We start from the raw sequence: 25,466 nt of genomic DNA, 5'->3' as shown, positions 1-25,466 counted from the left end.
GGCTTCCCATGACCACCGTGACGTCCCCGCTCGCAGGACGCGCCATCGGACTGGCAGCCGTGCCGGATCCCGTCTTCTCCGGGGCCATGGTCGGCCCGGGCACAGCGATCGACCCCGTACGTGAGCCCTCCGAGGCCGTCTCGCCCGTGGACGGCGTCATCGTCTCCCTGCACCCGCACGCGTTCGTCGTGGTCGACGAGAGCGGACACGGCGTGCTCACCCACCTCGGTATCGACACCGTGCAGCTCAACGGCGAGGGTTTCGAGCTGCTCGTGAACAAGGGCGACACCGTCAGGCGCGGTCAGGGTGTGGTGCGCTGGAACCCGGCCGCCGTCGAGGCCGCCGGAAAGTCCGCCATCTGCCCGGTCGTGGCACTGGAAGCCACGGCCGAGGCTCTCTCCGATCTTCGGATCGACGGCGAAGTGAAGGCCGGCGACAGTCTCTTCCTCTGGAAGTGACGTCCATGCCGTCGTATGACGGCGAGTACGACAACCAACGCGGCGGCGGGGCCCGCCGCTCTATCGGAGACGGGTGAGATGGAGACAACGCTGCGAGGCGTCGGCGTGAGCCACGGTGTGGCCATCGGCGAGGTACGGCACATGGGAACGGCGGTGCTCGAGCCGCCCGCGAAGCAGATCCCGGCGGAAGAAGCGGAGCGTGAACAGGGGCGCGCCCGCAAGGCCGTGGAGGCGGTGGCGGCGGACCTGATGGCGCGCGGCAACTTGGCCGGCGGCGAAGCCCAGGCGGTGCTCGAGGCGCAGGCCATGATGGCCCAGGACCCCGAGCTGATGGCCGACGTGGAGCGCCGGATCGCCGTCGGCAGCACGGCGGAGCGCGGGGTGTACGACGCGTTCGCCTCGTACCGAGAGCTGCTGGCGGGAGCCGGTGAGTACCTCGCCGGTCGTGTGGCCGACCTCGACGACGTGCGGAATCGTATTGTCGCCCGTCTGCTGGGGGTGCCCATGCCGGGCGTCCCCGACAGCGACGAGCCCTATGTACTGGTGGCCCGTGACCTCGCGCCCGCGGACACCGCGCTTCTGGACCCGGCTCTGGTGCTCGGCTTCGTCACCGAGGAGGGCGGTCCGACCAGCCACAGCGCGATTCTGGCCCGGGCGCTCGGTGTGCCGGCCGTGGTGGCGCTGCCGGGGGCCGGTGAGCTCGCCGAGGGCACGATGATCGCCGTCGACGGCAGCACGGGAGAGATCTTCGTGGACCCGAGCGACGACAAGAAGGCACAGCTCGAGGCCGCTGCCGCCCAGCGGAAGGCTGCCTTGGCCGCCTCTACCGGCCCCGGTGCGACCGCCGACGGTCACAAGGTGCCGCTGCTCGCGAACATCGGTGGCCCCGCCGATGTGGAGGCCGCCGTCGAGGCCGGGGCCGAAGGGGTCGGTCTCTTCCGTACCGAGTTCCTCTTCCTGGACGACAGCAAGCAGGCGCCCTCCGAGGAGAAGCAGGTCGCCGCGTACCGGCAGGTGCTCGAGGCGTTCCCCGAGGGGCGTGTCGTGGTGCGGGTGCTGGACGCGGGTGCGGACAAGCCGCTCGACTTCCTCACGCCGTCCGACGAGCCGAACCCGGCGCTCGGCGTGCGGGGCCTGCGGACGCTGCTCGACCACCCGGAGGTCCTGCGCACTCAGCTGACCGCGCTGGCGAAGGCCGCCGAGGGACTGCCGGTCTATCTCGAGGTCATGGCCCCGATGGTGGCGGACCGTACGGACGCCCGGGCTTTCGCGGACGCCTGCCGTGAGGCTGGCCTGAGGGCGAAGTTCGGTGCGATGGTCGAGATCCCGTCGGCCGCCCTGCGGGCTCGCTCGATCCTGCAGGAGGTCGAGTTCCTGTCGCTGGGCACGAACGACCTCGCTCAGTACACCTTTGCCGCCGACCGTCAGGTGGGGGCGGTCTCCCGTCTGCAGGATCCGTGGCAGCCCGCTCTTCTCGACCTGGTGGAGCTGTCCGCCGAGGCGGCGAAGGCCGAGGGGAAGAGCTGTGGTGTCTGTGGCGAGGCCGCGTCCGACCCGCTGCTCGCGTGTGTGCTGACCGGTCTGGGCGTCACCTCCCTCTCGATGGGTGCCGCGTCGATTCCCTATGTCCGGGCGACGCTGGCGAAGTACACGCTGGCCCAGTGCGAGCGTGCCGCTGCGGCGGCGCGGGCGACGGACAGTGCCGAGGACGCGCGCAGTGCGGCGCAGGCGGTGCTGTCGGGCGAGTAGCTCGGACCTTGCCGTAGGCGGTCTCTCCGGAGGGGCGCTCCACTGAGGTGGGGCGCCCCTCCGGCGTTTTCAGTGCCGGTGGCCGTGGGCGGGTTTGTCATCGCCGAGGTCGGGCGGTGCGCAATAGTCGACGTTGGATTCCGGCGAGATCAGGTCTCCGGATTCGATGTCGGTGCAGTAGGCGTCGAAGACCTCGCCCGCGGTGAGGGGTTCGAGTCCGTATGCGCGCATGCGCCAGCCGTAGACGCGGTCGGGTGTGTTCGGGGCACTCACGCGGATGACGAGCCCTCCGGGGCTTTCGGTGGCCAGGCCGAGGGCCAGGACCGTGGTGAACTCGAGGGCTTCGGTCTCGTCCAGTTCCAGGGCGGCTCCGTCGTCGGCGATGCGGAGGGCGGCGATGAGGGTCTCCGGCGGTCCGGTGACGCTGCAGACGAGGTGGCGGTCGCCGGGCGGCGCCGTGTCGAGGATGCGGACGAGGAGGCCCGCGGCTCGGGTGAAGGCGGCTCGCCCGAGGTCCTCGCCGCAGGAGGTGCAGGCGCCGAGGCGGGCGAGGAGAGCGGTCGCGTACTCCCAGGTGGCCTTCCGGACGGCCTCGTCGACGAGGGCCGGGACGAGGTCGGCCAGCGGCCGGCCGTCGTAGGGAAGGGTCGGGCCCGTTGCCGCGATCTGTGCGGTGAAGCGGGTGCGGCTCGACGGGTTGTCGGGGTCCAGGCCCTTGTGTGTGCAGAACTCGGCGTACTCCTCTGGGTCGAAGAGGGCCACTGTGGTGTGGCTGCCCTGCAGGGCTCGGGTCCTGAGGAGGGACTCCACCTGCTTCAGGTAGGTCTCGTGGTCGGCGAAGGTGAAGGTGCGGTAGCGCCGCATGGCCCGGAAGTCGTGTTCGTCGGTGACCAGGCCGATGGTGCCGGCGATCTCGCGGTGCAGGACGCGTCGCATGGTGCGGTTGTCCGTGTGCGCCATTGTTTCCCCCTGTGCACGGTCGATCAATGCTCACTCACAGTAACTGGGAGCACTGACAATCGGTCCGGGCTTGTGTGAGCGCGCGGGGGATCGAAGATCGAAGGCGCAGGTCACGACAGGTTTCGCTGTGGCCTGCGCCCTGAGCCCTGGTGACGGGGAGTGGTGCGCTGGAGGGTCAGGCGCGCTTGCGGGCCAGGTCCTCGTAGAAGTTCAGCAGGTCGAGGTTGTCGATGGAGCCCGGGTTGACCGCCTTCTCCAGCGGGGTGCCTTGGAGGAGGCGCTTGACGGGAACCTCGATGCGCTTGCCGGTGAGGGTGTGCGGGACGCCGGGTACTTCGATGATCTCGTCGGGGACGTGGCGCGGTGACAGCTGCTCCCGGATCGTCTGCTTGATGCGGTTCAGCAGGGCTTCGTCGAGGACGGCCCCGGGCGCCAGGTGCACGAAGAGGGGCATCCAGTAGCCGCCGTCGGGCTGCTCGATGCCGATGACGAGGGATTCCCTGATCTCGGGGAGCCGCTCGACGGCTTCGTAGATGTCGGCGGATCCCATGCGGACGCCCTGGCGGTTGAGCGTGGAGTCGGAGCGGCCGTGGATGACGACCGATCCGCGGGAGGTGAGGGTGATCCAGTCGCCGTGCCGCCATACACCGGGGTAGGTGTCGAAGTAGCTGTCGTGGTAGCGGCTGCCGTCCGGGTCGTTCCAGAAGTGGATGGGCATCGACGGCATGGGGTTGGTGACGACGAGTTCGCCGACCTCGTCGACGAGCGGGTTGCCGCTGGGGTCCCAGGACTGCAGGTCGGTGCCGAGGCACGGGGCCTGGAGTTCGCCGACGTGGACGGGGAGGGTCGGTACGGCGCCGGCGAAACAGGAGCACACGTCGGTGCCGCCGCTGACGGAGGCGATCCACAGGTTGTCGCGGACCTCGTCGTGGAGCCAGCGGAAACCGTCGGGCGGGAGAGGCGACCCCGTGGTGGCGACGCACTGCACGGAGGACAGGTCGAAGTCGCGGGACGGATGCACGCCGGCCTTGCGGCACGCCATGACATAGGCGGCCGAGGTGCCGTAGAGGGTGGCTTTCGTGCGCTCGGCGATCCGCCACTGGGCACCGGTGTCGGGGTAGCCGGGGCTGCCGTCGTAGAGGACGATCGTGGTGCCCGTGAGCAGGCCGGAGACGAGGAAGTTCCACATCATCCAGCCGGTCGAGGTGTACCAGAAGAAGCGGTCCTCGGGGCCGAGGTCGCAGTGCAGGCCGAGCTGCTTGAGGTGTTCGACCAGGATGCCGCCCTGGGACTGGACGATGGCCTTGGGCAGTCCGGTCGTGCCGGAGGAGTAGAGCACCCACAGAGGGTGGTCGAAGGGCACCTGCTCGAAGACGGGCTCGGTGTCGGCCGAGGTGAGGGCCGACCAGTCCAGGGCGCCCTCGGGTGCCTCGGTGCCGAGGAGCGGGATGTGGATCACGGCGCGCAGGGTGGGCAGTTCGCTGCGCAGTTCGGTGACGACCTCGCGCCGGTCGTGTTCCTTGCCGCCGTAGCGGTAGCCGTCGACCGTGAACAGCACGACGGGTTCGACCTGCTGGAAGCGGTCGAGGACGCTGCGGGCGCCGAAGTCGGGTGCGCAGGACGTCCAGACGGCGCCGACGGCGGCTGTGGCGAGGAGGGCGACCACTGCTTCGGGCACGTTCGGGAGGTAGCCGCTGACACGGTCGCCGGGGCGAACGCCGAGGGAGCGCAGTTCGGCGGCCAGGGAGCCGACCTGGCGGCGCAGCTCGGCCCAGGTGACGGGGCGTGGTTCGTGTGTCTCGTCGACGTGCAGGAGGGCCGGTTCGTCCGCGCGGGTGGAGGCCGCGCGCAGGGCGTGTTCGGCGTAGTTGAGGGTCGCTTCGGGGAACCACTGGGCGCCCGGCATCGAGCGGTCGCCGAGCACGCGCGCGTAGGGGTGCGAGAAGCGGACGTCGAACCATTCCGTGACGGCTCTCCAGAAGGTGTCCAGCTCGTCGACGGACCAGCGCTGCAGCGCCGGGTAGCCGCCGTCGGCGGGGGCGCCGTGGTGTTCGACGGCCCAGGCCTGGAACCTGGTGATCCGTGCGCGGGCGATGCGCTCGGGGTCGGGCTGCCAGAGCGGCTGGAAACTGTCGGTCGACATGGTCGGCTCCCGGACTGTGCGCGTCGTGTGCGTCCTCCGCGCACGGGCTGGGGTGTGCGCGTGAGCGGATGGCACGGACAATGCCATGTGATCGACTTCGGCACCAGGGTGCGCCGCACATAGTCCGTGTCGTGAAGATGTGGTCTCGGCACGGGTGAACGGCAGTTGAACGACACACGTTTGCGGGGCGGTCGGTGGCAGGGTGAGCATCATGAACGGTCGTGACCTGGTGCGTTCGGTGAGAGCGATGGCTTCGTTGGGGGCGGCGCAGGGTGCGCGGACCGTACGAGCAGCGTGGCGCAGGCGCCGGGCCGACGCCACCGGGCTGCCGGCTCGGGGGGCGGAGCGTGCGCGGGTGCCCGGACCCGTGGTGGACGCGGAGCCGGGGCCGGGAGGCGGTGTCATCCGGTTCAGCCGGTCGGAGCTGCGGATTCTGGTCGCCGTGAACGGTGCCGTGTTCTGGGGCTGGGACGGGGCGGAGCCGGAGCCGTCGTATGCGCTGGCCGGCCGTTGTCCGGAGCCGGATCCTCGGGCTGTTCTCGAGCCGGACAAGGACGGCGGCTGGCGTGTGGTGGCCGAGCGGGTGACGGTGGCGGTCTCGCGGTACGGCGCGGTGGAGGTGCGTACGCCGGGTGGTGTGGCCCTGCGGCGTGATCTGCCGCCGCGGTGGTGGGAGCCGGTCGGCGGCGGTCCGGCACGGTGGATGCAACGGTCGGAGGTGGGCGCCGACGCCCGGTTCTTCGGACTCGGGGGGCGCAGCTCGGGTCCTCGGCTGCCGGGCGGGACGTACCGGCTGTGGAACAGCGATCCCGGCCGTGCCTTCGCGCCCGGGGAGGATCCGCTGTACATCACGATGCCCGTGCAGCTGGTGGTGTCCGACGGCGGTACACATCTGGCGTTCCACGACAGCTCGTGGGACGGCACGGTGACGCTGCGGGAGGGCGAGGAGGGCGCGGGGTCCGGGCACGACCGCGCCGCGACGAGCGAGCTGCGGATGCAGGGCGGGCCGTTGCGGTGCTGGGTGATGGTGGGCACCCCCGCGCGCGTGCTGCTCGCCTGGGCCTCGCTCACCGGGGCGCCCGCGCTGCCGCCCGCGTGGGCGCTCGGGCACCATCACGCGCGGTGGGGGTTCGGCAGTGAGCAGGAGGTGCGGCGGATCGTCGCGGGCTACCTGGAGCACGGTCTGCCTCTGGACGCCGTGCACCTGGACATCGACCACCTCGACGCACATCAGGTGTTCACCGTCGACCAGGACCGCTTCCCCAAGCTGCCCGTGCTGGCCGAGGAGCTCCGGAGGGACGGCATCCGGCTGGTGTCGATCGTCGGCCCGGCTGTGAAGGCGCTTCCCGGCAGAGCGGTGTACGACAGCGGTGCGGCCGGGGAGGCGTTCGTGCGGGACGCCTCGGGGAAGGTCGTGGAAGGTGTCGCGTGGCCCGGGGAGGCAGTGTTTCCCGATTTCACGCACGCGCGCGTGCGTGAGTGGTGGGGCGGCCTCTACGAGGAACGGCTCGCGCAGGGATTCTCGGGGTTCTGGCACGACATGAACGAGCCCACGTCGTTCACCGCCTTCGGTGAGTCGACATTGCCGCGCTCGGCCCGTCACTCCCTGGAGGGACGGGGCGGTGACCATCGTGAGGCGCACAACGTGTACGCGCTGTGCATGGCCAGGGCGGGGTTCGAAGGGTTGCGGAAGCTCACGCCCGAGGAGCGGCCGTTTCTGTTCTCCCGCTCCGGGTGGGCCGGTATGCAGCGCTTCGGAGGGACGTGGTCGGGGGACGTGGCCACCGGGTGGCCCGGGCTGCGGGCCTCTCTGGCGCTGGTGATGGGGCTCGGGCTGTGCGGCGTCCCGTATTCGGGCCCGGACGTCGGGGGCTTCGACGGGGATCCGTCCCCCGAGCTGTATCTGCGGTGGTTCCAGCTGGGGGCGTATCTGCCGCTGTTCCGAACGCACGCGGGTCTGCGGGCGGGGCGCAGGGAGCCGTGGGAGTTCGGTGGCGAGGTGCTGGAGCACGCGCGCGTGGCGCTCGTCGAACGCCGTCGGCTGCTGCCGTACTTCATGACGCTGGCGCATCTGGCGCGGCGTACCGGAGCGCCCTATGTGCGGCCGTTGTGGTGGGCGGCGCCGGAGGAGCGGGCGCTGCGCGACTGCGACGACGCGTTCCTGCTGGGTGACAGCCTGCTGGTGGCGCCGGTGCTGGACCCGGGCGCCGACCGGCGTGCCGTCCAGCTCCCGTGGGGGCGCTGGTACGACACCGCGACAGGGCGGGCGTACGAGGGGCCGGGGCAGGTGCTCGTCGAGGCGCCCCTGGCGCGGATCCCGGTGTTCGCACGCGCGGGTGCCGTACTCCCGGTACGTGGGGAGGACGGCGGGCTGGAGCTGGAGGTGTGGGCGCCCGCCCGGGGGCGGACCGGGGGCGGGCTGGTCGTGCCGGACGGGGGCGACGGGTGGGACGAGCCGGAGATCGAGCGCTACACCGCTCGGTGGACGGGCTCCCGGGTGGTCGTCGAGCGGGAGGGCGGGGACGACGGTGGCGCTCCGTCCTACCCGGTGCGCGTCCGCGGGGGCGGGTAGCGCTGAGTTCAGATGTACCGGCCCTCGAACCAGGCCCGCACGGCCAGGGTGTGCAGGGGGAAGGCGAGCTCCTCGGGCCTGCGCAGGAGGTGCCAGCCCTCTGTCTCGTCCGTGGCGGCGGAGGAGGGCAGGCTCTCGGCGGGGCGCTCCGGGAGGAGGCCGAACAGCAGCAGGTGGCCGTCGGGGGAGCTCATCGCGTCGGCGAGCCGTACATCACGGCCGGCCGCGTCGATGCCGGTTTCCTCCCGCAGTTCGCGTATGACGGCCTGCCGCCAGTCCTCCCGGTCGTCGATGTAGCCGCCGGGCAGGGCGATGCCCCCGCGTGCGGGGGCGATGGTTCGGGTGATGGCGACCAGGGCGGTGCCCTTGGTGTCGTACACGGGCTGGAGGGCGACCGCGACCGGGAGAGGGTTGCGGTACGCCACGGACCCGCACACCGGGCAGGTGCGCGGCCAGCCGATGACGCCCTCTCCGTAGGGCGCGCCGCAGCTCGAACAGTGGGAGTTCGGCACGGAGTTGAAAGCGGAGTGCTGAGATTCGGACACGCGCGGACTGTAGCCGATCACGGAGAGGGCGCATCGAGCAGGCTGCTCAGTGAGCGCCGGTGAGGGACTTCCTGGCCACGGGGAAGTCGAAGTAGGTGTCCGGATGGGCCTCGGGCTTGAAGGTGTAGTGCCACCATTCCTCTGCCAGGTTCACGAAGCCGAGGCCTTCCAGGGTGCCTTTGAGCAGCAGTCGGTTGGCGCGCTGGTGGCCCTGGATGCGGGGGTCGAGGGTGTGCGAGAGGGTGTCGAAGCAGTCGAAACCGGTCCCCATGTCGATCGAGTCGTCGGGGAACCGCTCGCCCTGGGGGGCGAAGCAGGGCACCAGGGGTTCTCCGGGATGGTAGGGGCGGGTCGGCTTCGCGGGAAGCCTGACCAGCGTGACGTCCATGGTCGAACCACGGCTGTGGCCGGACTTCGCCGCGATGTAGCCGTCGGCGAACAGCCGGGTCTTGTCGACGTTCGGGTAGAACTCGCCCTTCATCGCCTCGTCGTCGAGGTCCTCGGCCCAGCGGACGAAGTGGTCCACCGCGCGCTGCGGCCGGTAGCAGTCGTACACCTTGAGCGTGTAGCCCTTGCGCAGGAGTTGGCGCTGGGCCTTGTGGAGGGCTTGTGCCGCGGGGCGGGTGAGGATGCAGATCGGCTGCCGGTAGCCGTCGATGCGCTCCCCCACGAAGTTGTGCGGGGTGACGTAGCGCATCTCCTGGATGATGGTCGGATCCACGCTTCTCAGTGCCACGAAGTCCTCGGGCGCTTTCGGGTCGTTGCCGGCCCGGGCGGTCGTGCTGGGTGTGGTCGATGCCAGCAGGGCGGCGAACGTGGTGAGCAGGGCACGCGCCACGGTGGTGAGTCGTGTCATGCCCCTGCGTCTACCAGGTGTGGTGGCGTCGTGGAAGGGGCCGCCTGCGAGGTCGGCGCGTCTGTCCGTCCGTTTCGGGCTCGTGGACTGCCGATCTCCGGCCGGCCGTGACACACTCCTGACGTTCCGTCAGATTCCTTCTGCGGGAGGTTGCTGTGGCGCGTGCACGAACACCTGTGGTGACGGGGTGGTTCGCCGGGGAGGGGGACGATTTCCGGCTGCTCGGCACGCGCTGCTCGGCGTGCGCCTCGGTCTTCTTCCCCCGCGAGGACCATCACTGCCGCAACCCCGCGTGCTTGGGCGGCGAGCTGGTGGAGATCCCCCTGTCGCGGCGTGGTCGCGTCTGGTCCTTCACGGACAGCCGGTATCCACCTCCGTCACCCTACGTGACCGATCCGGAACTTCCGTGGGAGCCGTGCGCGTTCATCGCTGTGGAGCTGGAGGCCGAGCGGATGGTGGTCCTGGGACAGGCGGCTCCCGGGATCACCGTCGCCGACCTGGCGGTGGGCCTGGAGGTGGAGGTCGTACCGGGTGTGCTCCATGAGGACGCGGAGACGACCTGGACGACGTGGCACTGGCGGCCGACGGGGGTGACGGGGGTGACGGGGGTGACGGGGGTGACGGCATGACGAAAGAGGTGGCGGTGCTCGGCGCGGGCATGCACCCGTGGGGCAAGTGGGGACGCAGCTTCGTGGAGTACGGCGTCGCAGCGGCCCGCGAGGCGCTCGCCGATGCCGGGCTGGAGTGGCCGGACATCGGCGCGATCATCGGTGCCGACACAGTGCGGGGCGGTTATCCCGGCTATGTCTCCGGGGCTGCGTTCGCGAAGGCACTGGGCTGGCAGGGGGCCCGGGTCGGCAGCGTGTACGCCGCCTGCGCGTCCGGGGCGCAGGCCATCGACGCCGGGCGGGCCCAGATCCTCGCCGGGCTCGCCGATGTGGTGCTGGTCGTGGGGGCCGATTCCGCGCCCAAGGGATTCTTCCGCCCTGCGGGCGGGGACCGGCCGGACGATCCCGACTGGCTGCGGTTCCGGATCCTCGGGGCGACCAACCCCGTGTACTTCGGGCTGTACGCCCGCAGACGCATGGCGCAGCACGGTGACACGCCGGACGACTTCGCACAGGTGAAGGTGAAGAACTCGGCGATGGGAGCGCTGAACCCCCACGCGCGCTACCGCAGCCGCGTGACCGCCGAGGAGGTCGCCGCTTCCGCCGTCGTCGCCGACCCGCTGCGGCTGCTCGACATCTGTGCGACCTCCGACGGCGGCGCGGCGGTCGTGCTCTCGAGCATGGAGTACGCGCGCCGGCTCGGGCAGGCGGAGCCGGTGCGGATCCGGGCCGTGGCCACGGTGACCCCGCGCTACCCGAACACCGTGCTGGACCTGCCGGACATCGCCACGGATTCCGCGGGGGCGGTGGAGCCGGCCGGCGAGACGTTCCGCAGATCGATCGCCCGGGCGGCCTACGAGGAGGCGGGTGTCGGCCCGGAGGACCTGTCACTGGCCGAGGTCTACGACCTGTCGACCGCCCTCGAGTTGCAGTGGTACGAGGACTTGGGGTTGTGCGGTGAGGGCGAGGGTGTGAAGCTGCTGCGGGACGGGGCGACAGCCCTGGGCGGGCGTATACCGGTGAACGTCAGCGGCGGACTGGCCTCCTTCGGAGAGGCCGTCCCGGCGCAGGCGATAGCCCAGGTGTGCGAGCTGACCCGGCAGTTGAGGTGCGTGGCGGGTGACCGGCAGGTCGTGGGAGCGCGCGTGGGTATCACCGCCAACCAGGGGCTGTTCGGGCACGGGTCGGCGGTGATCGCGGTGCGGTGAACTCTCGGGGGCGTGGACCGGCGCCGCCGGGCGGTGCGATGCCGGTCGTAGCGTCTCATCGAGCTGCGAGGAATACGCTGTGTGATCACGTCGGAATCCTGAGTGAACGTCTCATGAACTGCGCTCAGGTGTGCGCCGGTGGCGTCAATCATGCTCCCGTGCACTCCTGGACGGACACTCTCCGCTTCGCCTTCCAGCCGGTCGTCAATCTGACGACCGGCGCGGTCGCGGGGCTGGAGATACTCGCCCGACCGGAGACCGGCGACGTGCTGGCCGAGGCCCGCCGGGACCCGGAACTCGACGGCCGGCTGGCGGTGTCGGCGATCCGCGCCGCGGTGCGGCGGGAGACCCTGCTTCCCCTGTTCGTCAACGTGTTCGCCGGGACCCTCGCCGACCTCGGAGGGCTCCCTTGCCTGCACGACGCGGTGCGTGAGGCCGGGCGGCTTCCCTGGGAGGTGACGCTGGACCTCTGCCCGCCGTACACGCATGTGCCGCAGCAGGCTCTGCTGGAAGCGGTGGACCTGCTGCGCCGGCAGGGCTTCCGGATCTGCGCGGACGGTGTCGGGGACGGGGATGTGCCTCTGCGACTGCTCTCGGACCTCGCGCCCGGCCTGGTCAAGCTGGACGCGTCACTTCTGACGCGACCGGCGGTGGTGCGGTCGATGCGGACGCTGTGCGACGAGATCGGGGCGCTCCTGGCCGTGGAGGGTGTGGAGACCGAAGTACAGTGCGCGGCAGCCCTGGCGGCCGGGGCACAGCTGGCGCAGGGCGAGCTGTTCGCGCCGCCGGCCCGCCTGCCCGCGGCGGACGTCTACGTCCCGCCCCGCTCCCCCACCGAGGCGGTCGCGCCGAGGTCGGGGCCGTCGGTGCGGGAGTTCGTCCGGCCCGCCGCCCTGCTGCCCGCCACCGCGTCCGCGGGGCAGGTGCGCGCCCTGCTGACCGGGGCACCGGACGTGTCCGGGGTGCTGCTCGTGGACACCGCCGGCGTACCGGTCAGGTCGGTGCACCGCTCCCGCTTCCTGCTGTCGTTGTCGGGGCGCTACGGACACGCCCTGTACGCCGACCGGCCCGCGGCCAAGCTCGGTGATCCGCCGCGGACGGTGGGCGTCGACGCCACGGCCTGGGAGGTGCTGGACGTGGTGGCGGTCGGCGGGCGGGACCGTACCTCGGACGACGTGGCCGTGGTGGACGCGTCTGGGCGGTGCGTGGGGGTCGTACGGCTCGCGGACCTCGTGCGGGCACTGGCCGAGACGCGGGTGGAGGAGGCGGCGGGACTCAATCCGCTGACGCGTCTGCCCGGTTCGGACGCGATCACCGGCGAGGTGGACCGGCGGATCGCGGCCGGTCGGGTGTTCGCGTTGAGCTGGCTGGACGTCGACCACTTCAAGCAGGTCAACGACGCGGCCGGGTTCGCGGCGGGCGACGAGCTGATCCGGGCGGTGGGCCGGGCGCTGCAACGGGCCGCGACGGATGGCGCGCGGGTGGGGCACATCGGTGGGGACGACTTCCTGCTGCTCGCCGATGCGGAGGGTCTCGATCCGCTGGCCGCCTCGGTGCTGGACGCCGTCTGGTCGGCCGGGGGCCGGCCGGTCACACTGTCGCTGGCGACGGTGCTGTGCGCAGCGGGCAGCGTGAGCGACCACCGGCAGGCCGCGGCGTTCCTGGCACCGTTGAAGCAGGCGGCCAAGGCGCTGCGCGGGGCGAGTTGGGTGCTGGGCCGGGCGGGCATGCCGGGCCATGAGATCCGCCGGGGCTCGCCATCGACGCCGGAGCCGGCGCATGCGTCGGCGGCGGCCTCGACGTCAGAGTCGGCATCGGCATCGGTGGGCTGCGGTAGAGCGACCGGGGGCGCAGGGCGTCCGATGCGTGAGGGAGACGGCTGAGCCGGGAGCACCGGACACGTCCAGCTGCGGCTCTGCCGAGGCCGTGCACGGGCTCGGCGGTGACCGGCCGCCAGGCTCCTCCACGGAGGCCAGGGGCCCGCCGAACTCTTGCGGTTGAGAAAGCTCCAGGTCAGGTGGATCCTGGACACTAGCAAGCGAGGAGTCGGGTGCGGCCGGATTTCGCCCCTGACCGAGCCCGGTGGAGGCCGGGCAGCATCAGCCAAGCCTCGCGCGGCGCACCGAAGCCCGCGCGGGTCATAACAGATCTGAACAACGACCCGACCGGGCGCCGTCACGGCCGAGCAACCGGCCCGTCGGTCCGGCGCGAGCCCGGTGGCCGTCCGATGGCCGTCAACCGTTGCGGTCGGCGACCTTGACGCCTTCTGGGTGCCGGTGAACACTTCCGATGTCAGTCGACATCGCCGTACATAGTCGGCGTATTCCGGCACTGCGGCGCGTGGGTGCGCCGACGCCAAGGCCCCTTTCCCCACGGGCGATTCGGCTGCGACGGCACGCTCGTCACGGATGCCGGGCGGGGCGCGCGATCTCCCCGCCCTCGGCTGAAGTAGCCACGGGAAACGCACCCTGCAGGTGAGGACCGGGGCCGATCGTCCCGGTCCAAGGCTGAGGAGCAGCCATGACCAACGGAGACATTTTCTTCGGCGAGATGATCGGCACGGCGATTCTGATCCTTTTCGGTGCCGGCGTGTGTGCCGCCGTCACCCTCAGATTCTCGAAAGCACGGGCCTCCGGGTGGATCGTGATCGCGTTCGGCTGGGGCTTCGCCGTGCTGGCCGGCGCGTACACCGCTGCTCCCCTTTCCGGAGGGGTCATCAACCCGGCCGTCACCTTCGGCCTGGCCGTCGACACCGGCGTGTGGAGCAAGGTCTGGGTCTACTTGCTGGGGCAGATCACCGGCGCCATGATCGGGGCCGTCCTGTGCTACCTCGTGTACTACGCCCAGTTCGCGTCCAACGTGCGGCAGACGGGCACCACGGAGGGCACGGCGGACGAACCGGTTCCGACGCTCGGGATCTTCTCGACCATCCCGGAGATCCGGAACCCGATCGCCAACCTGATGACGGAGATCCTCGCCACCATTGCGCTGGTGTTGCCCATCCTGGCCCTGGTCGGGCAGGACAGGCATGTGGAGGGCATCGGCATCGGACTGGTTCCCGGGGGCGGCGGCATCTACGGATCCGGTATCGCGATCCTGCTGGTGTCTCTGCTGGTCGTCGGCATCGGCCTGTCCCTGGGTGGTCCCACCGGCTATGCGATCAACCCGGCGCGCGACCTCGGTCCGCGCATCATCCACGCCATCCTGCCGATCCCGAACAAGGGCACGTCCGACTGGGGCTACTCGTGGATTCCCGTCGTCGGACCACTGATCGGCGGCCTGCTGGGTGGCGTCATCTACAACGCAGCCTTCTGAACCAGCCGAAGGGGTAGCCATGACGGACAACTCCGCGAAGTACGTAGCAGCCATCGATCAGGGCACCACATCGAGCCGCTGCATCGTCTTCAGCCAGGACGGCGCGATCGTCGCCGTGGACCAGCGCGAGCACCGCCAGATATTCCCGAAACCCGGCTGGGTGGAGCACGACGCCACCGAGATCTGGTCCAAGGTGCAAGCGGTCGTGGCGGGAGCGCTCGCCAAAGCCGGTCTGCGGGCGGACCAGCTGAGCGCGATGGGGATCACCAACCAGCGTGAGACGACCCTGCTGTGGGACCGGGCGACCGGCAAGCCGGTGCACAACGCGATCGTCTGGCAGGACACGCGGACGGCGTCGCTCTGCAACCAGCTGGGCGGCTCGGACGGGCAGGATCGTTTCCGTGAGCAGACGGGTCTGCCGCTGGCCACCTACTTCTCCGGGCCCAAGGCGGCCTGGCTGCTCGACAACGTGCCCGACCTCCGGGCGCGGGCCGAGCGGGGCGAGATCGCCTTCGGCACGATGGACTCCTGGCTGATCTGGAACCTCACGGGCGGGACGGACGGCGGGCAGCATGTCACCGATGTGACCAACGCCGGGCGCACCATGCTGATGAATCTGGAGACCCTTCAGTGGGACTCCTCGATCCTCTCGGCGATGAACGTCCCCGAGGCCATGCTGCCCGAGATCCGGTCCTCCTCCGAGGTGTACGGCACCGCCGTGGGCCAGCTCGCCGGGGTCCCCGTGGCCTCCGCGCTGGGCGACCAGCAGGCCGCTGTGTTCGGTCAGGCCTGCTACGACGTGGGCACCGCGAAGAACACGTACGGCACGGGCAGCTTCCTGCTGCTCAACACCGGCAGCCGTCCGGTGCCGTCGAAGAGCGGTCTGCTGACGACGATGGGATACAAGATCGGCACCGAGGCGCCCGTCTACTGCCTGGAGGGTGCGATCGCCATCACGGGCGCGCTGGTCCAGTGGTTCCGGGACCAGCTCGGCATCATCCGGACGGCCGACGAGATCGAGCCCCTGGCGGCGAGCGTCGAGGACAACGGCGGCGCGTACATCGTGCCCGCGTTCTCGGGTCTGTTCGCGCCGTACTGGCGCTCCGACGCGCGGGGCGTGGTCACGGGCCTCACCCGGTACGTCACCAAGGCGCACCTCGCGCGCGCGGTGCTGGAGGCGACGAGCTGGCAGACGCGCGAGGTCGTCGACGCCATGTACCAGGACTCCGGGGTGCACATCACGACCCTCAAGGTCGACGGCGGCATGACGAAGAACAACCTGCTGATGCAGCACCAGTCGGACGTCCTCGACGTGCCGGTGGTGCGGCCCAAGGTCTCCGAGACGACCTGCCTGGGTGCCGCGTACGCGGCCGGTCTGGCCACCGGTGTGTGGAACGACCTGGACGAGCTCAAGGCACATTGGCAGAAGGACGTCGAGTGGACGCCGAACATGGATGCGTCGGTGCGGGACCGCGAGTACCACAACTGGCGCAAGGCCGTGGAGAAGAGCTTCGGCTGGGAGGAGGACAACGACTGACCACGCGCGCGTGGAGCGTCGCCACGGCACGCGGCCCGTACCCCCGGTCGGCGGGGGTACGGGCCGCGTGCTCGTCGGTCCTCGGTGTCAGCCGGTAACAGCCTCACGGCAGTCGGCCGGTCACAGCCTCACGGCGGTCAGCCGGACACAGCCTCACGGCGGTCGGCCGCGTACGCCATGGCGTGTTGGACGACGCCGATGAGTGCTTCCTTGACCGATTCGCGGTCCCGGGCGTCGCACATCAGGAGCGGCACCCCCTCGTCGAGGTCGAGGGCCTGGCGGACGTCCTCGATCGGGTAACGGGGAGCGCCCTCGAAGCAGTTGACGCCGACGAGGAAGGGGATCGAGCGCCGTTCGAAGTAGTCGACGGCGGCGAAACAGTCCTCCAGACGGCGGGTGTCGGCGAGCACGACGGCACCGAGTGCGCCCTCGGAGAGCTCGTCCCACATGAACCAGAACCGCTCCTGCCCGGGCGTGCCGAAGAGGTACAGCACGAGGTCCTCGCGGAGGGTGATGCGGCCGAAGTCCATGGCCACGGTCGTGGTGTTCTTGCCTTCCACGCCGCTGGTGTCGTCGACCGGGCGCCCGGCCTCGGTGAGCAGCTCCTCGGTGCGCAGCGGCCTGATCTCGCTGACCGCGCCGACGAGCGTGGTCTTGCCCACGCCGAAGCCGCCGGCCACCAGGATCTTGAGCGTGACGGGCTCGACCGGAGGCTTGCCGCGCTCAGAACGCCCGAAGATCATCGATCTCTTCTCCTGCTTGATGGGGGTCGGGCGACGGCGGGCCGTAGCCTCCGCCGCCTGGGGTTTCGATGACGAGTACGTCGCCGGTGACGAGGTCCGCGGAGTCGCTGCCGCCGAGTGCGGTCACCGTGCCGTCCGCGTGCTCCACCCGGTTGGCGCCGAGATCGCCCGGCTCACCGCCCGCCATACCGTAGGGCGGGACCCGGCGGTGCTGGGAGAGGGTGGAGACGGTCATGGGTTCGAGGAAGCGGATGCGGCGTACGGCGCCGTCCCCGCCACGCCATCGGCCGGCGCCGCCGCTGCCGCGTCGGACGGCGAACTCCTCGAGGCGTACGGGCAGTCGCCACTCCAGAACCTCGGGGTCGGTGAGGCGGGAGTTGGTCATGTGGGTCTGGACGACGGGTGCGCCGGGAAAGCCGTCACCCGCGCCGGAGCCCGAGGCAACGGTTTCGTAGTACTGGTGGCGCTCGTTGCCGAAGGTGACGTTGTTCATGGTCCCGGAGCCCTCGGCCTGGACGCCGAGCGCCGCGTAGAGGGCGCCTGTGACGGACTGGGAAGTCTCCACATTGCCGGCGACGACGGCGGCGGGCGGCTCGGGGGCGAGCAGGGAACCGGGCGGGACGATGATGTCCAAGGGGCGCAGACAGCCGTCGTTGAGGGGGATGTCGTCGGCGACGAGGGTGCGGAAGACGTACAGGACGGCCGCGTTGACGACCGAGAAGGGGGCGTTGAAGTTGGTGGGCAGCTGCGCGGACGTACCGGTGAAGTCGATGGTCGCGGACCGGTTCTCGCGGTCCACGCGCACGGCCACCCGGATGACGGCACCCGCGTCGGTCTCGTAGGCGTAGTCGCCGTCCTCGAGAGCGTCGATGACGCGGCGTACCGCCTCTTCGGCGTTGTCCTGGACGTGCCTCATGTAGGCCTGGACGACGTCGAGGCCGTAGTCCCCGATCATGCGGCCGACCTCGTCGACGCCCTTGCGGTTGGCGGCGATCTGGGCGCGCAGGTCGGCGAGGTTGGTCTTCGGGTTGCGGGAGGGGTGGCGCGCCTCGGTGAGGAGGCGGAGGGTCTCGGCCTCGCGGAAGCGGCCGTCCTCGGCGAGCAGCCAGTTGTCGAAGAGGACGCCTTCCTCCTCGATGGTGCGGCTGCCCGCGGGCATGGACCCGGGGGCGATGCCGCCGATCTCGGCGTGGTGGCCGCGTGAGGCGACGTAGAAGAGGATCCGCGGACCACTGTCCGGAGCGCCCCCAGAGCCGCCGCTCGCATCACGCTCCGTGTCGGGCGGTGGTGCGGTGCCGAAGACCGGCGTGATCACGGTGACGTCGGGCAGATGGGTGCCGCCGTGGTACGGGTCGTTGACGGCGTAGGTGTCGCCCGGGCGCATACGGGGGCCGCGCCGGCGGATGACCTCCTTGACGCTCGTGCCCATCGAGCCCAGGTGGACGGGGATGTGCGGGGCGTTGGCCACCAGGTTTCCGTCCGGGTCGAAGAGCGCGCAGGAGAAGTCCAGGCGCTCCTTGATGTTGACGGACTGGGCGGTGGATTCGAGGCGGGCGCCCATCTGCTCGGCGATCGACATGAAGAGGTTGTTGAAGACCTCAAGCAGAACCGGGTCGACTTTCGTGTCGAGATCGGAACTCTGCGTAACCGCGGCGCGTTCCATGACCAGATGCCCGTCGTCGGTCGCCGCGGCCCGCCAGCCGTCGTCGACGACGGTCGTGGAACTGGCTTCGGTGATGATCGCCGGGCCGGTGACGGTGTCGCCGGGGGGAAGGTCCTCGCGGCGGTGGAGGGGCACGTCACGCCAGGCGCCGCCCGTGTGGAGCCGGACGGTCCGGGGCGCTGCGGTGCCGTGGTCGGAGCGGCTCTCGGGGTCGGCCCGCCACGGGGCGAGAGCGGAGAGATCGGGGGGTTCGGTGATGCCGGTGGCTTCGACGGAGAGGGCTTCGACGACGATCGGGCGGTCGAGCGTGAAGGAGTACGTGGCGCGATGACGTTCTTCGAAGGCGTGGCGCATCGTGCCCGGCTCGGTCAGCTCGATGGTGAGGGTGGTGTCCGTGCCGTCGTAGCGGAGTTCCGCGCGGCGGGTGACCTTGATGTGCTCCTCGGGGACGTCCTCGGCGAGGAGTTCGGCGCGGGCCGCCGCTTCCAGGTCCCCGGCGGTCTTGAGGACGCCGGGCATCGAAGCGGCTTCCAGGGGTGCCTCGACGGACTGCTCACGCATGGCCGTGGTGTCGGCGAGGCCGATGCCGAGTGCGGAGAGGACTCCTGCCATGGGCGGTACGAGGACGGTGCGGATGCCGAGGGAGTCGGCGACCTTGCAGGCGTGCTGGCCGCCGGCGCCGCCGAACGTGGTGAGGGCGTACCGGGTGACGTCGTGGCCCTTCTGGACGGAGATCCGCTTCACGGCGGACGCGATGTTGGCGACGGCGATCTGCAGGTAACCCTCGGCGACCTGTTCCGGCGTGCGGTCGTCGCCGGTCCGCTCGCCGATCTCGCGGGCGAGGGCGGTGAAGCGGTCCCGGACGAGCGCCTCGTCGAGGGGCTCGTCGCCCCCCGGTCCGAACACCTTCGGGAAGTGGGCCGGCTGGATCCGGCCGAGCATGACGTTGGCGTCGGTGACGGCGAGCGGCCCGCCGCCCCGGTAACAGGCAGGGCCCGGGTCCGCGCCCGCCGAGTCCGGCCCTACGCGGTAGCGGGAGCCGTCGAAGTGCAGGACGGAACCGCCACCGGCGGCGACGGTGTGGATGTCCAGCATCGGGGCGCGCAGCCGGACGCCGCCGAGCCGGCTGGTGAAGACGCGCTCGTACGCGCCGGCGAAATGGGAGACGTCGGTGGAGGTGCCGCCCATGTCGAAGCCGATCACGCGGTCGAAGCCGGCGAGCTGCGACATCCGGGCCATGCCGACGATGCCGCCGGCCGGCCCGGACAGGATGGCGTCCTTCCCGCGGAACGTCCCGGCCTCGGTGAGGCCGCCGTTGGACTGCATGAACATCAGTCGTACGCCTTCGAGCTCGTCGGCGACGTGCCGGACATAGCGGTGCAGCACGGGCGAGAGGTAGGCGTCGACGACGGCGGTGTCCCCGCGGGGGACGAGCTTCATCAGAGGGCTGGCCTCGCTGGAGAGCGAGATCTGCGGAAAGCCGATGCGGGCGGCGAACTCCCCGACGGCCTGTTCGTGGGCCGGGTGGAGGTGGCTGTGCATGCAGACCACCGCGACCGCGCGGATCCCGTCGTCGTACGCCTCCTGGAGCGGCCCGGCGAGGGCCTCCAGGGCGGGCGCGCGCAGAACCGTGCCGTCGGCGGCGATGCGCTCGTCGACCTCGATGACCCGTTCGTACAGCAGCTCGGGCAGGTCGATGCGGCGGGCGAAGATACCGGGGCGGTTCTGGTAGGCGATGCGCAGGGCGTCGCGGAAGCCGCGGGTGATGAGCAGCAGGGTGCGCTCGCCCTTGCGTTCCAGGAGGGCGTTGGTGGCGACGGTGGTCCCCATGCGCACGCTGTCGACGGGGTCACCGGAGCCGCCCAGCAGGCTGCGGACACCCTCGACCGCGGCGTCGGCGTAGCGTGCGGGGTTGTCCGAGAGCAGCTTGTGCGTGAGCAGCCGGCCGTCCGGGCGCCGGGCGACGACATCGGTGAAGGTGCCGCCGCGGTCCACCCAGAACTGCCAGCCAGTCACGTCAGTACCCCGCTTCCGCGCTGCTCACAGCGCCCGGAGGCCGTTGATCACATCGCGCAGAATACTCTCGTCCGGCAGCTCGGCCGGGGGTACGGGCCGGTTCACATGGACGAATTCCCCGTCCACGAGATCTCCTACGAGGACCCGTACCACTCCGATCGGCAGGTCGAGTTCCGCTGCGAGTTCGGCGACCGACTGCGGGATGTCACGGCACAGTTCGACGATGTCCACGTGCTCCGGGGAGAGCATGTGGTCCGCTTCCGGATCGTCCGCGTGCGGCTCCGCGACCACGACCGCGATCAGGTCCAGGCGGTGCTGGCCCTGGCTGCTGGTGCGGCCGCGGGTCATGGCGTACGGGCGGACGACCGGTCCGGCCTCGTCGTCGAACCAGTGGCTTCTTCCCTGACCGTCAGCGCTCATGTCATCCCACTACCCGCCTGCGGGCAGATCGGTGCGCGGAGCGGCGGCCAGATGCACACCCACCCGCTTCACGAGCAGCGTCATCTCGTAGGCGACCTGGCCGACGTCGGAGTCGGCGTCCGAGAGGACGGCGAGGCAGCTGCCGTCGCCGGCGGCCGTCACGAAGAGGAAGGCGTCGTCGAGCTCGACGACCGTCTGGCGGACGCTGCCGGCCTCGAAGTGGCGCCCCACGCCCTTGGCGAGGCTGTGGAACCCGGAGGCGACGGCGGCCAGGTGCTCGCTGTCCTCCCTGGTCAGGTCCTTGGACACACCCGTCGGCAAACCGTCGCCGGAGAGCACGAGGGCTTTGCGGATGCTCGCGACTCGGTCCACCAGGTCATCGAGGAGCCAGTTCAGCTCCCCCTTGATCGTCGCGGTGTGGCCGGTCGCCTTCGGTGCGGTCATCGACCGTCCCCCTCTGTCGTTCCTTGTGGTGCTGCGCCGCTGGGGGCGGTATCGCCCGCGGCGTTCTCGTCACGGCCGCGCTGCCAGCCCCGCTGGAGCGATGCCATGCGGCTGCGTACTTCCTCGGCGTCGCGTTCGACGGGCTCCGCCCCGTCGTCGGTACGCGGCTCCGAGCTCCGCTTCAGCTGCGGGGCCAGGTTCGCCTGCCGGACGCGCCGGGGCAGCGGCGCCGTGCCGGAGCCGGACTGTGGTGCGGAGCCGGGTCCCCGGGGCGTGGCGGCGGAGCCTGTTGCGTGGCGCGAGGGCCCGCCGGTGGTCTCCGCCGCGGAGCCGCGACGGTGGGCGGGTGCCTCGGGACCGCTCGAGGCGATCTCGGCGCGGCGGGTCCGCCTCGGGAGAACCGAGGGCTCCGACCGGTCGCCTACGCCGCTCCCGGGCGAGGCCGGAGATTCGGTGGGGTCCTCGGCGCGGCCGGCCGCGCCGATGCCGCGGCGGGAGGAGTCCGTCCCGCGACGGCGGGCCGGCAGCGGTGGCGGTCCGTCCGGCAGGGCGTCGCCCCGTTGGCGGGCGGACGGGGGGTTGTCGGTGCGGCGCCGGGCCGGAAGAGCGGACGCGGGTTCGGGCCCCGGGCGGCCGGTGGCCCGGCCGCCTGTGGGCTCCTCGTCCCGGCGGCGTGACGGTAGCCCGGAAGCGGGGCTCGACTCCGTTCGGCCGACGGCCGTGGTGGTCTCCTCGTCCGTCTTCCCCCGCCGGGTGCGCTGCTCGGTGACCGGGCGCCCGTGCGAGCTGACCAGCTTGGGGGTGTGGCGGCGAGGCAGCGGGACCGGAGCACTCAGCTCGTCGTCGGGGCCGGTTCCGTCCCCCGTGCCCCGGGAGTCGGCGGTCTGCCGACGCGGATCGGTGCGGCGGCCCGCGGTCTCGTCCGGGGCGCGGGTGAGGGAGTGGCGGGGGCGGAACAGGCCGCCGTGTTCGCCGTCCTCGTCCTCGATGGCTCCGGGGATGTCTCCGATGGCGTCCAGGTCGGCGGGCGCCTCCAGCTCGACCGGTCCGTCCAGCAGGGAGGCGGGCAGGCCGGGGCGCTGCGCGGACGCCTGGGACAGCGCGGCGCGGCGGCTGCCCTGCGGTTCGCTCTCCGGTGCCAGCTGGGGGCGGTCGAGCCGGAACCCGATGCCGTTGGTGTCCGGGACGTCGTCCGTCAGCAGCGCGTCGGGGATGAAGACCACGGCGGTCGTACCGCCGTACGGGGAGGGCTGCAGGGAGACCCGGACGTTCTGGCGCTGGGCAAGCCGGCTGACCACGAACAGACCGAGCCGGTCGGTGTCGGAGAGCTCGAACTCCGGCGTCTCGGCGAGCCGGAGGTTGGCGTCCAGAAGCGCCTCGGCCGCCATGCCGAGGCCTCGGTCGTGAATCTCCAGGGTGAAGCCGTTGGCGACCCGTTCGCCCAGGACCTGGACGGCGGTGTGCGGCGGCGAGAAGACCGTGGCGTTCTCCAGCAGTTCGGCCACGAGGTGCGTGAGGTCGGCGACGGCCGGGCCGCTGATGGCGAGCCGCGGAAGACGACGGACCTCGATCCGTTCGTAGTCCTCGACCTCGGCGACGGCGGCGCGCACGACGTCCATCAGCTGCACGGGCTTGCGCCACTGCCGGGAGGGCGCGGCGCCGGAGAGGATCACCAGGCCTTCGGCGTGCCGGCGCATGCGGGTGGTCAGGTGGTCGAGGCGGAACAGGTCGGCGAGTTCCTCGGTGTCCTCGGTCCGGCGCTCCATGGCGTCGAGGAGGGTGAGCTGCTTGTGGAGCAGAACCTGGCTGCGGCGTGCGAGGTTGACGAAGACCTCGGAGACGCCGGCGCGCAGTTCGGCCTGCTTGACCGCCGCTTCGACGGCGGCGCGCTGCAGGGTGTTCAGGGCCTGGCCGACCTCGCCCATCTCGTTCTTGTCGTATTCGAGGCGAGGGACCTCGGTCTCGACGTCGACCTGCTCGCCCGCGGAGAGGCGGCGCATGACACTGGGCAGCCGCACTCCGGACGCTTCGTGGGCCTCCAGGCGCAGTTGCCGCAGATCCCGGATGAGGGTGCGGCCGACGCGCACGGACAGGAAGAGGGAGAGCAGGAGCGCGATCAGGCCGAGTGCACCGGCGATGACGGCCTTGGCGATGACACCGACGGCCACGGGGTGGACGCGGTCCTGGTAGCGGTCATTGGCCTGGTCGTTGAGGGTGCCGAGCTCGTCGAGCACGTTGCCGGCGGCGCTGTCCCAGCTCTTGGCGGAGACGCCGCGGGGACTTCCGGCCCCGGAGGAGACGGCGGCTTCCTCGGCCACGCGCAAGGGAGCGGAGGAGGCGTTCTTCCAGAAGGTCTGGTAGCGGTCGCGTTCCGCCACGGGCAGCAGCGGCAGGTTGACGTCGTACATCAGGGTGCGCTGGGCCACGAGGTCGGAGATGTCCCGCTCTTCGGAGTGCGAGATCCTGCCGACGATCAGGGCGGAGCCGAGGAGGGCGTCCTCGCGGGAGAGCAGCTCGCGGGCGCGGGCGAGGTTGACCAGCGCGCGGTACTGCTTGTCCAGTTCGATGTTGTCGACCACGTGCAGGTTGGCGAGGAGGACGTAGCAGGGGTCGACCAGCCGGTTGTAGAGGTCGAGGGCCTGGGCGCGGTTGACGGTGCCGTCCTCGACGCTGCGGCGCAGCGACTCGATGCCGTCGAAGGCGTCCAGGACGGCGGTCAGCCGCTCGTCGGTGTCCGCTCCCATCGCGTCGCGCACGTCGGGATTCCGGGCGTTCTCGCGGATGCTGCCGACGGCCTTGTCGGTGGCGTTCCGGCTGAGCCGGAGGGCGGCGAGGCCGTCGGACGCGCGGGGGTCGGCGAGGTGGACGAGGGTCTGGCGGCGTTCCTGCTGGAGGACGCGGACGGTGTCCTCGATGGGGTAGCCGATCTTCTCCACCACGGACGACACGTTGAAAAGGTCGCCGGCCTCACGTCCCGTGAGCACCGTGGCGAAGGCCCAGATCGCGGTCAGCGACACCAGCGGCACGAGTAGAAGCGCCACGATCTTCCGGCGGATGGACTTCCCGCGAAAGCGCATGGCCTCCCCCAGCTCGGGCCCCCGGCTACCGGGGGTACACATGTGCGTCAACAAACGGCGCGAGCCTACTACCGACCCACAGGGAACTCGAAGACCGGTCCGGAACCTGAAGTTCCGCGCCAGCCACGAGGCATGGCGAGTTGTCCGGCCATTGCGGGAGTTGTCTCCCCGAAACCGGTGGTCGTGACGGGGTCCGATCCCTCAACTGCGCCAGGGCGGTTGGCTGAAATTTTTCGGTTCTCGGGAATCTTCGTGAGGAGTTGTTCGTCCTTCTCCATGGGAAACGGGGGCGGAATCGGCCACAGGAGCCGCGTCCCGCATCCGGGCGGCGTAAAACAGCGCAAGCCGGGCAGCCACTGGGGAGCACGGGTCTTCGGATGCGAGCGAGCGGTCTGCTGGCGGTGGGGAGTGACACGGTGATGGGCACGGCGGAACGGCGCGGTGCGTCCGGAGCGGGTGGGGCGCAGCTGACGGGGCATAGGGATCCCGAGGCGACCGATCGCGACCATCCCGGGGGCGCGGCGGAGCCCTTGGGACGAGAGAAGGGGGTCCCGGCTCACGAGGCGGGTCGTGGCGCCCGCGAGCAGCACTACCGGCCCTTGTGGGTCGAGGAGCCCGCGCGGCGGCGGCGTATGCCGGATCCGGTGCGCACGGCGGCGGTGCGGGCGGTCCTCCTCATAGCCGTGACGCTGATCCAGGCGATGGTGGCCTTCCTGTGCACGATGGCCGCGTCCTGGCTGGCGTTCCCCATGGTGATCAGCAGTGTGGTCAGCACGATCGCGGCCACCTGGGGAGCCCTCGACGTGTGGGTCACGCGCCAGGTCTGGAACCAGCGCAACGGCGTGGTGTCCGTGCCGAGCAGCACGGCGCGTGCCCTGCGGCGCGAGCGACGCCGGCCCCGGAGGCAGGAGAGGGCGGCCGAGCGGGCGCAGGAGCGGATACGCCGGCGGGGTGGAGCCGGGCAACTGTCCCACTCGTGAGGCATGGCGGCGGGGGCCGAGGTGAGGCGACCGGATGCGAGAGTGCCCGCCGCGCCGGGACTCGGTCCGGCGTCTCCTCGCCGTAGGGCCGACCGCGTCCGCCCCTCCCCCGCGCCTGGCGTGAGTTCGCGTCTGGCCCGCATGAACGGACGCGGGCGGTCCACGGCGAGTA

18 protein-coding genes are annotated in these 25,466 nt (G+C 71.1%); 9 read left to right on the top strand and 9 right to left on the bottom strand.

What is annotated here, in order from left to right:
- The first annotated feature begins 8 nt into the window (after window positions 1-8).
- Both BJ965_RS32485 and ptsP read left to right on the top strand, forming a co-directional pair.
- Window positions 9-458, top strand: coding sequence for a PTS sugar transporter subunit IIA (locus tag BJ965_RS32485; protein ID WP_030843444.1), 450 nt, complete (start codon window positions 9-11; stop codon window positions 456-458).
- A gap of 78 nt (window positions 459-536) precedes the next feature.
- Window positions 537-2,207 carry a phosphoenolpyruvate--protein phosphotransferase gene (gene ptsP / locus BJ965_RS32480; protein WP_184913724.1) on the top strand — a complete coding sequence of 557 codons (1,671 nt, stop codon included), beginning with the start codon at window positions 537-539 and terminating at the stop codon, window positions 2,205-2,207.
- A 69-nt stretch (window positions 2,208-2,276) separates the two neighbouring features.
- On the opposite strand, the gene BJ965_RS32475 is transcribed toward ptsP, so the two are convergent.
- Both BJ965_RS32475 and BJ965_RS32470 read right to left on the bottom strand, forming a co-directional pair.
- Window positions 2,277-3,167 carry a hypothetical protein gene (locus tag BJ965_RS32475; protein ID WP_184913722.1) on the bottom strand — a complete coding sequence of 297 codons (891 nt, stop codon included), beginning with the start codon at window positions 3,165-3,167 and terminating at the stop codon, window positions 2,277-2,279.
- A 175-nt stretch (window positions 3,168-3,342) separates the two neighbouring features.
- Complete coding sequence (locus BJ965_RS32470; RefSeq protein WP_184913720.1) at window positions 3,343-5,310, bottom strand: acetoacetate--CoA ligase; 1,968 nt, start codon at window positions 5,308-5,310, stop codon at window positions 3,343-3,345.
- A 211-nt stretch (window positions 5,311-5,521) separates the two neighbouring features.
- Here BJ965_RS32470 and BJ965_RS32465 point away from each other — a divergent pair, with 211 nt between their 5' ends.
- Window positions 5,522-7,882 (top strand): glycoside hydrolase family 31 protein, encoded by a 2,361-nt coding sequence (locus BJ965_RS32465; protein ID WP_184913718.1) that lies wholly within the window; start codon window positions 5,522-5,524, stop codon window positions 7,880-7,882.
- An 8-nt stretch (window positions 7,883-7,890) separates the two neighbouring features.
- On the opposite strand, the gene BJ965_RS32460 is transcribed toward BJ965_RS32465, so the two are convergent.
- Complete coding sequence (locus tag BJ965_RS32460) at window positions 7,891-8,427, bottom strand: NUDIX domain-containing protein (protein WP_184913716.1); 537 nt, start codon at window positions 8,425-8,427, stop codon at window positions 7,891-7,893.
- A gap of 46 nt (window positions 8,428-8,473) precedes the next feature.
- Window positions 8,474-9,283 (bottom strand): M15 family metallopeptidase, encoded by an 810-nt coding sequence (locus BJ965_RS32455; RefSeq protein WP_184913714.1) that lies wholly within the window; start codon window positions 9,281-9,283, stop codon window positions 8,474-8,476.
- Between the two features lie 176 nt (window positions 9,284-9,459).
- On the opposite strand from BJ965_RS32455, the gene BJ965_RS32450 reads away from it, so the two are divergent.
- The 5 genes from BJ965_RS32450 (at window position 9,460) to glpK (ending at window position 15,951) form a co-directional block, all read left to right on the top strand.
- Window positions 9,460-9,912 (top strand): Zn-ribbon domain-containing OB-fold protein, encoded by a 453-nt coding sequence (locus tag BJ965_RS32450; protein WP_184917741.1) that lies wholly within the window; start codon window positions 9,460-9,462, stop codon window positions 9,910-9,912.
- Window positions 9,909-11,099: a lipid-transfer protein gene (locus BJ965_RS32445; protein ID WP_184913712.1), complete on the top strand. Its 1,191-nt coding sequence runs from the start codon at window positions 9,909-9,911 to the stop codon at window positions 11,097-11,099. The genes BJ965_RS32450 and BJ965_RS32445 overlap by 4 nt, the downstream gene beginning before the upstream one ends.
- Window positions 11,100-11,257: 158 nt before the next feature.
- Window positions 11,258-12,982 carry a bifunctional diguanylate cyclase/phosphodiesterase gene (locus BJ965_RS32440; protein WP_313667380.1) on the top strand — a complete coding sequence of 575 codons (1,725 nt, stop codon included), beginning with the start codon at window positions 11,258-11,260 and terminating at the stop codon, window positions 12,980-12,982.
- A gap of 637 nt (window positions 12,983-13,619) precedes the next feature.
- Window positions 13,620-14,414: an MIP/aquaporin family protein gene (locus BJ965_RS32435; RefSeq protein ID WP_184913710.1), complete on the top strand. Its 795-nt coding sequence runs from the start codon at window positions 13,620-13,622 to the stop codon at window positions 14,412-14,414.
- A 19-nt stretch (window positions 14,415-14,433) separates the two neighbouring features.
- Window positions 14,434-15,951: a glycerol kinase GlpK gene (gene glpK / locus BJ965_RS32430; protein ID WP_184913708.1), complete on the top strand. Its 1,518-nt coding sequence runs from the start codon at window positions 14,434-14,436 to the stop codon at window positions 15,949-15,951.
- A 137-nt stretch (window positions 15,952-16,088) separates the two neighbouring features.
- Here glpK and BJ965_RS32425 read toward each other — a convergent pair whose 3' ends face one another.
- Genes BJ965_RS32425 through BJ965_RS32405 form a run of 5 tightly spaced genes read right to left on the bottom strand, consistent with a single transcriptional unit; the run spans window position 16,089 to window position 24,314 of the window.
- Window positions 16,089-16,694, bottom strand: a complete 606-nt coding sequence (locus BJ965_RS32425) for a GTP-binding protein (protein ID WP_184913705.1) — start codon at window positions 16,692-16,694, stop codon at window positions 16,089-16,091.
- Entirely contained in the window at window positions 16,675-20,373 is a 3,699-nt protein-coding gene (locus BJ965_RS32420; protein WP_184913703.1) for a hydantoinase B/oxoprolinase family protein, read from the bottom strand. Before BJ965_RS32420 ends, BJ965_RS32425 begins: the two co-directional genes overlap by 20 nt.
- 24 nt (window positions 20,374-20,397) lie before the next feature.
- Window positions 20,398-20,793 (bottom strand): DUF742 domain-containing protein, encoded by a 396-nt coding sequence (locus BJ965_RS32415; protein WP_030843413.1) that lies wholly within the window; start codon window positions 20,791-20,793, stop codon window positions 20,398-20,400.
- Between the two features lie 9 nt (window positions 20,794-20,802).
- Window positions 20,803-21,237 carry a roadblock/LC7 domain-containing protein gene (locus tag BJ965_RS32410; RefSeq protein ID WP_030843410.1) on the bottom strand — a complete coding sequence of 145 codons (435 nt, stop codon included), beginning with the start codon at window positions 21,235-21,237 and terminating at the stop codon, window positions 20,803-20,805.
- The gene (locus BJ965_RS32405) at window positions 21,234-24,314 is read right to left on the bottom strand and encodes a sensor histidine kinase (RefSeq protein WP_184913701.1); all 3,081 of its coding nucleotides are present in this window, start codon (window positions 24,312-24,314) and stop codon (window positions 21,234-21,236) included. The genes BJ965_RS32410 and BJ965_RS32405 overlap by 4 nt, the downstream gene beginning before the upstream one ends.
- A gap of 401 nt (window positions 24,315-24,715) precedes the next feature.
- On the opposite strand from BJ965_RS32405, the gene BJ965_RS32400 reads away from it, so the two are divergent.
- A complete protein-coding gene (locus BJ965_RS32400) occupies window positions 24,716-25,294 on the top strand; it encodes a hypothetical protein (RefSeq protein ID WP_376777987.1) in 579 nt (192 codons plus the stop codon).
- Window positions 25,295-25,466: the final 172 nt, after the last annotated feature.

It is taken from the genome of Streptomyces luteogriseus, from assembly GCF_014205055.1.
Classification (GTDB): Bacteria; Actinomycetota; Actinomycetes; order Streptomycetales; family Streptomycetaceae; genus Streptomyces; species Streptomyces luteogriseus.
Note: the sequence above shows the minus strand (reverse complement) of the source record. Positions and strands in the feature narration are given on the sequence as shown.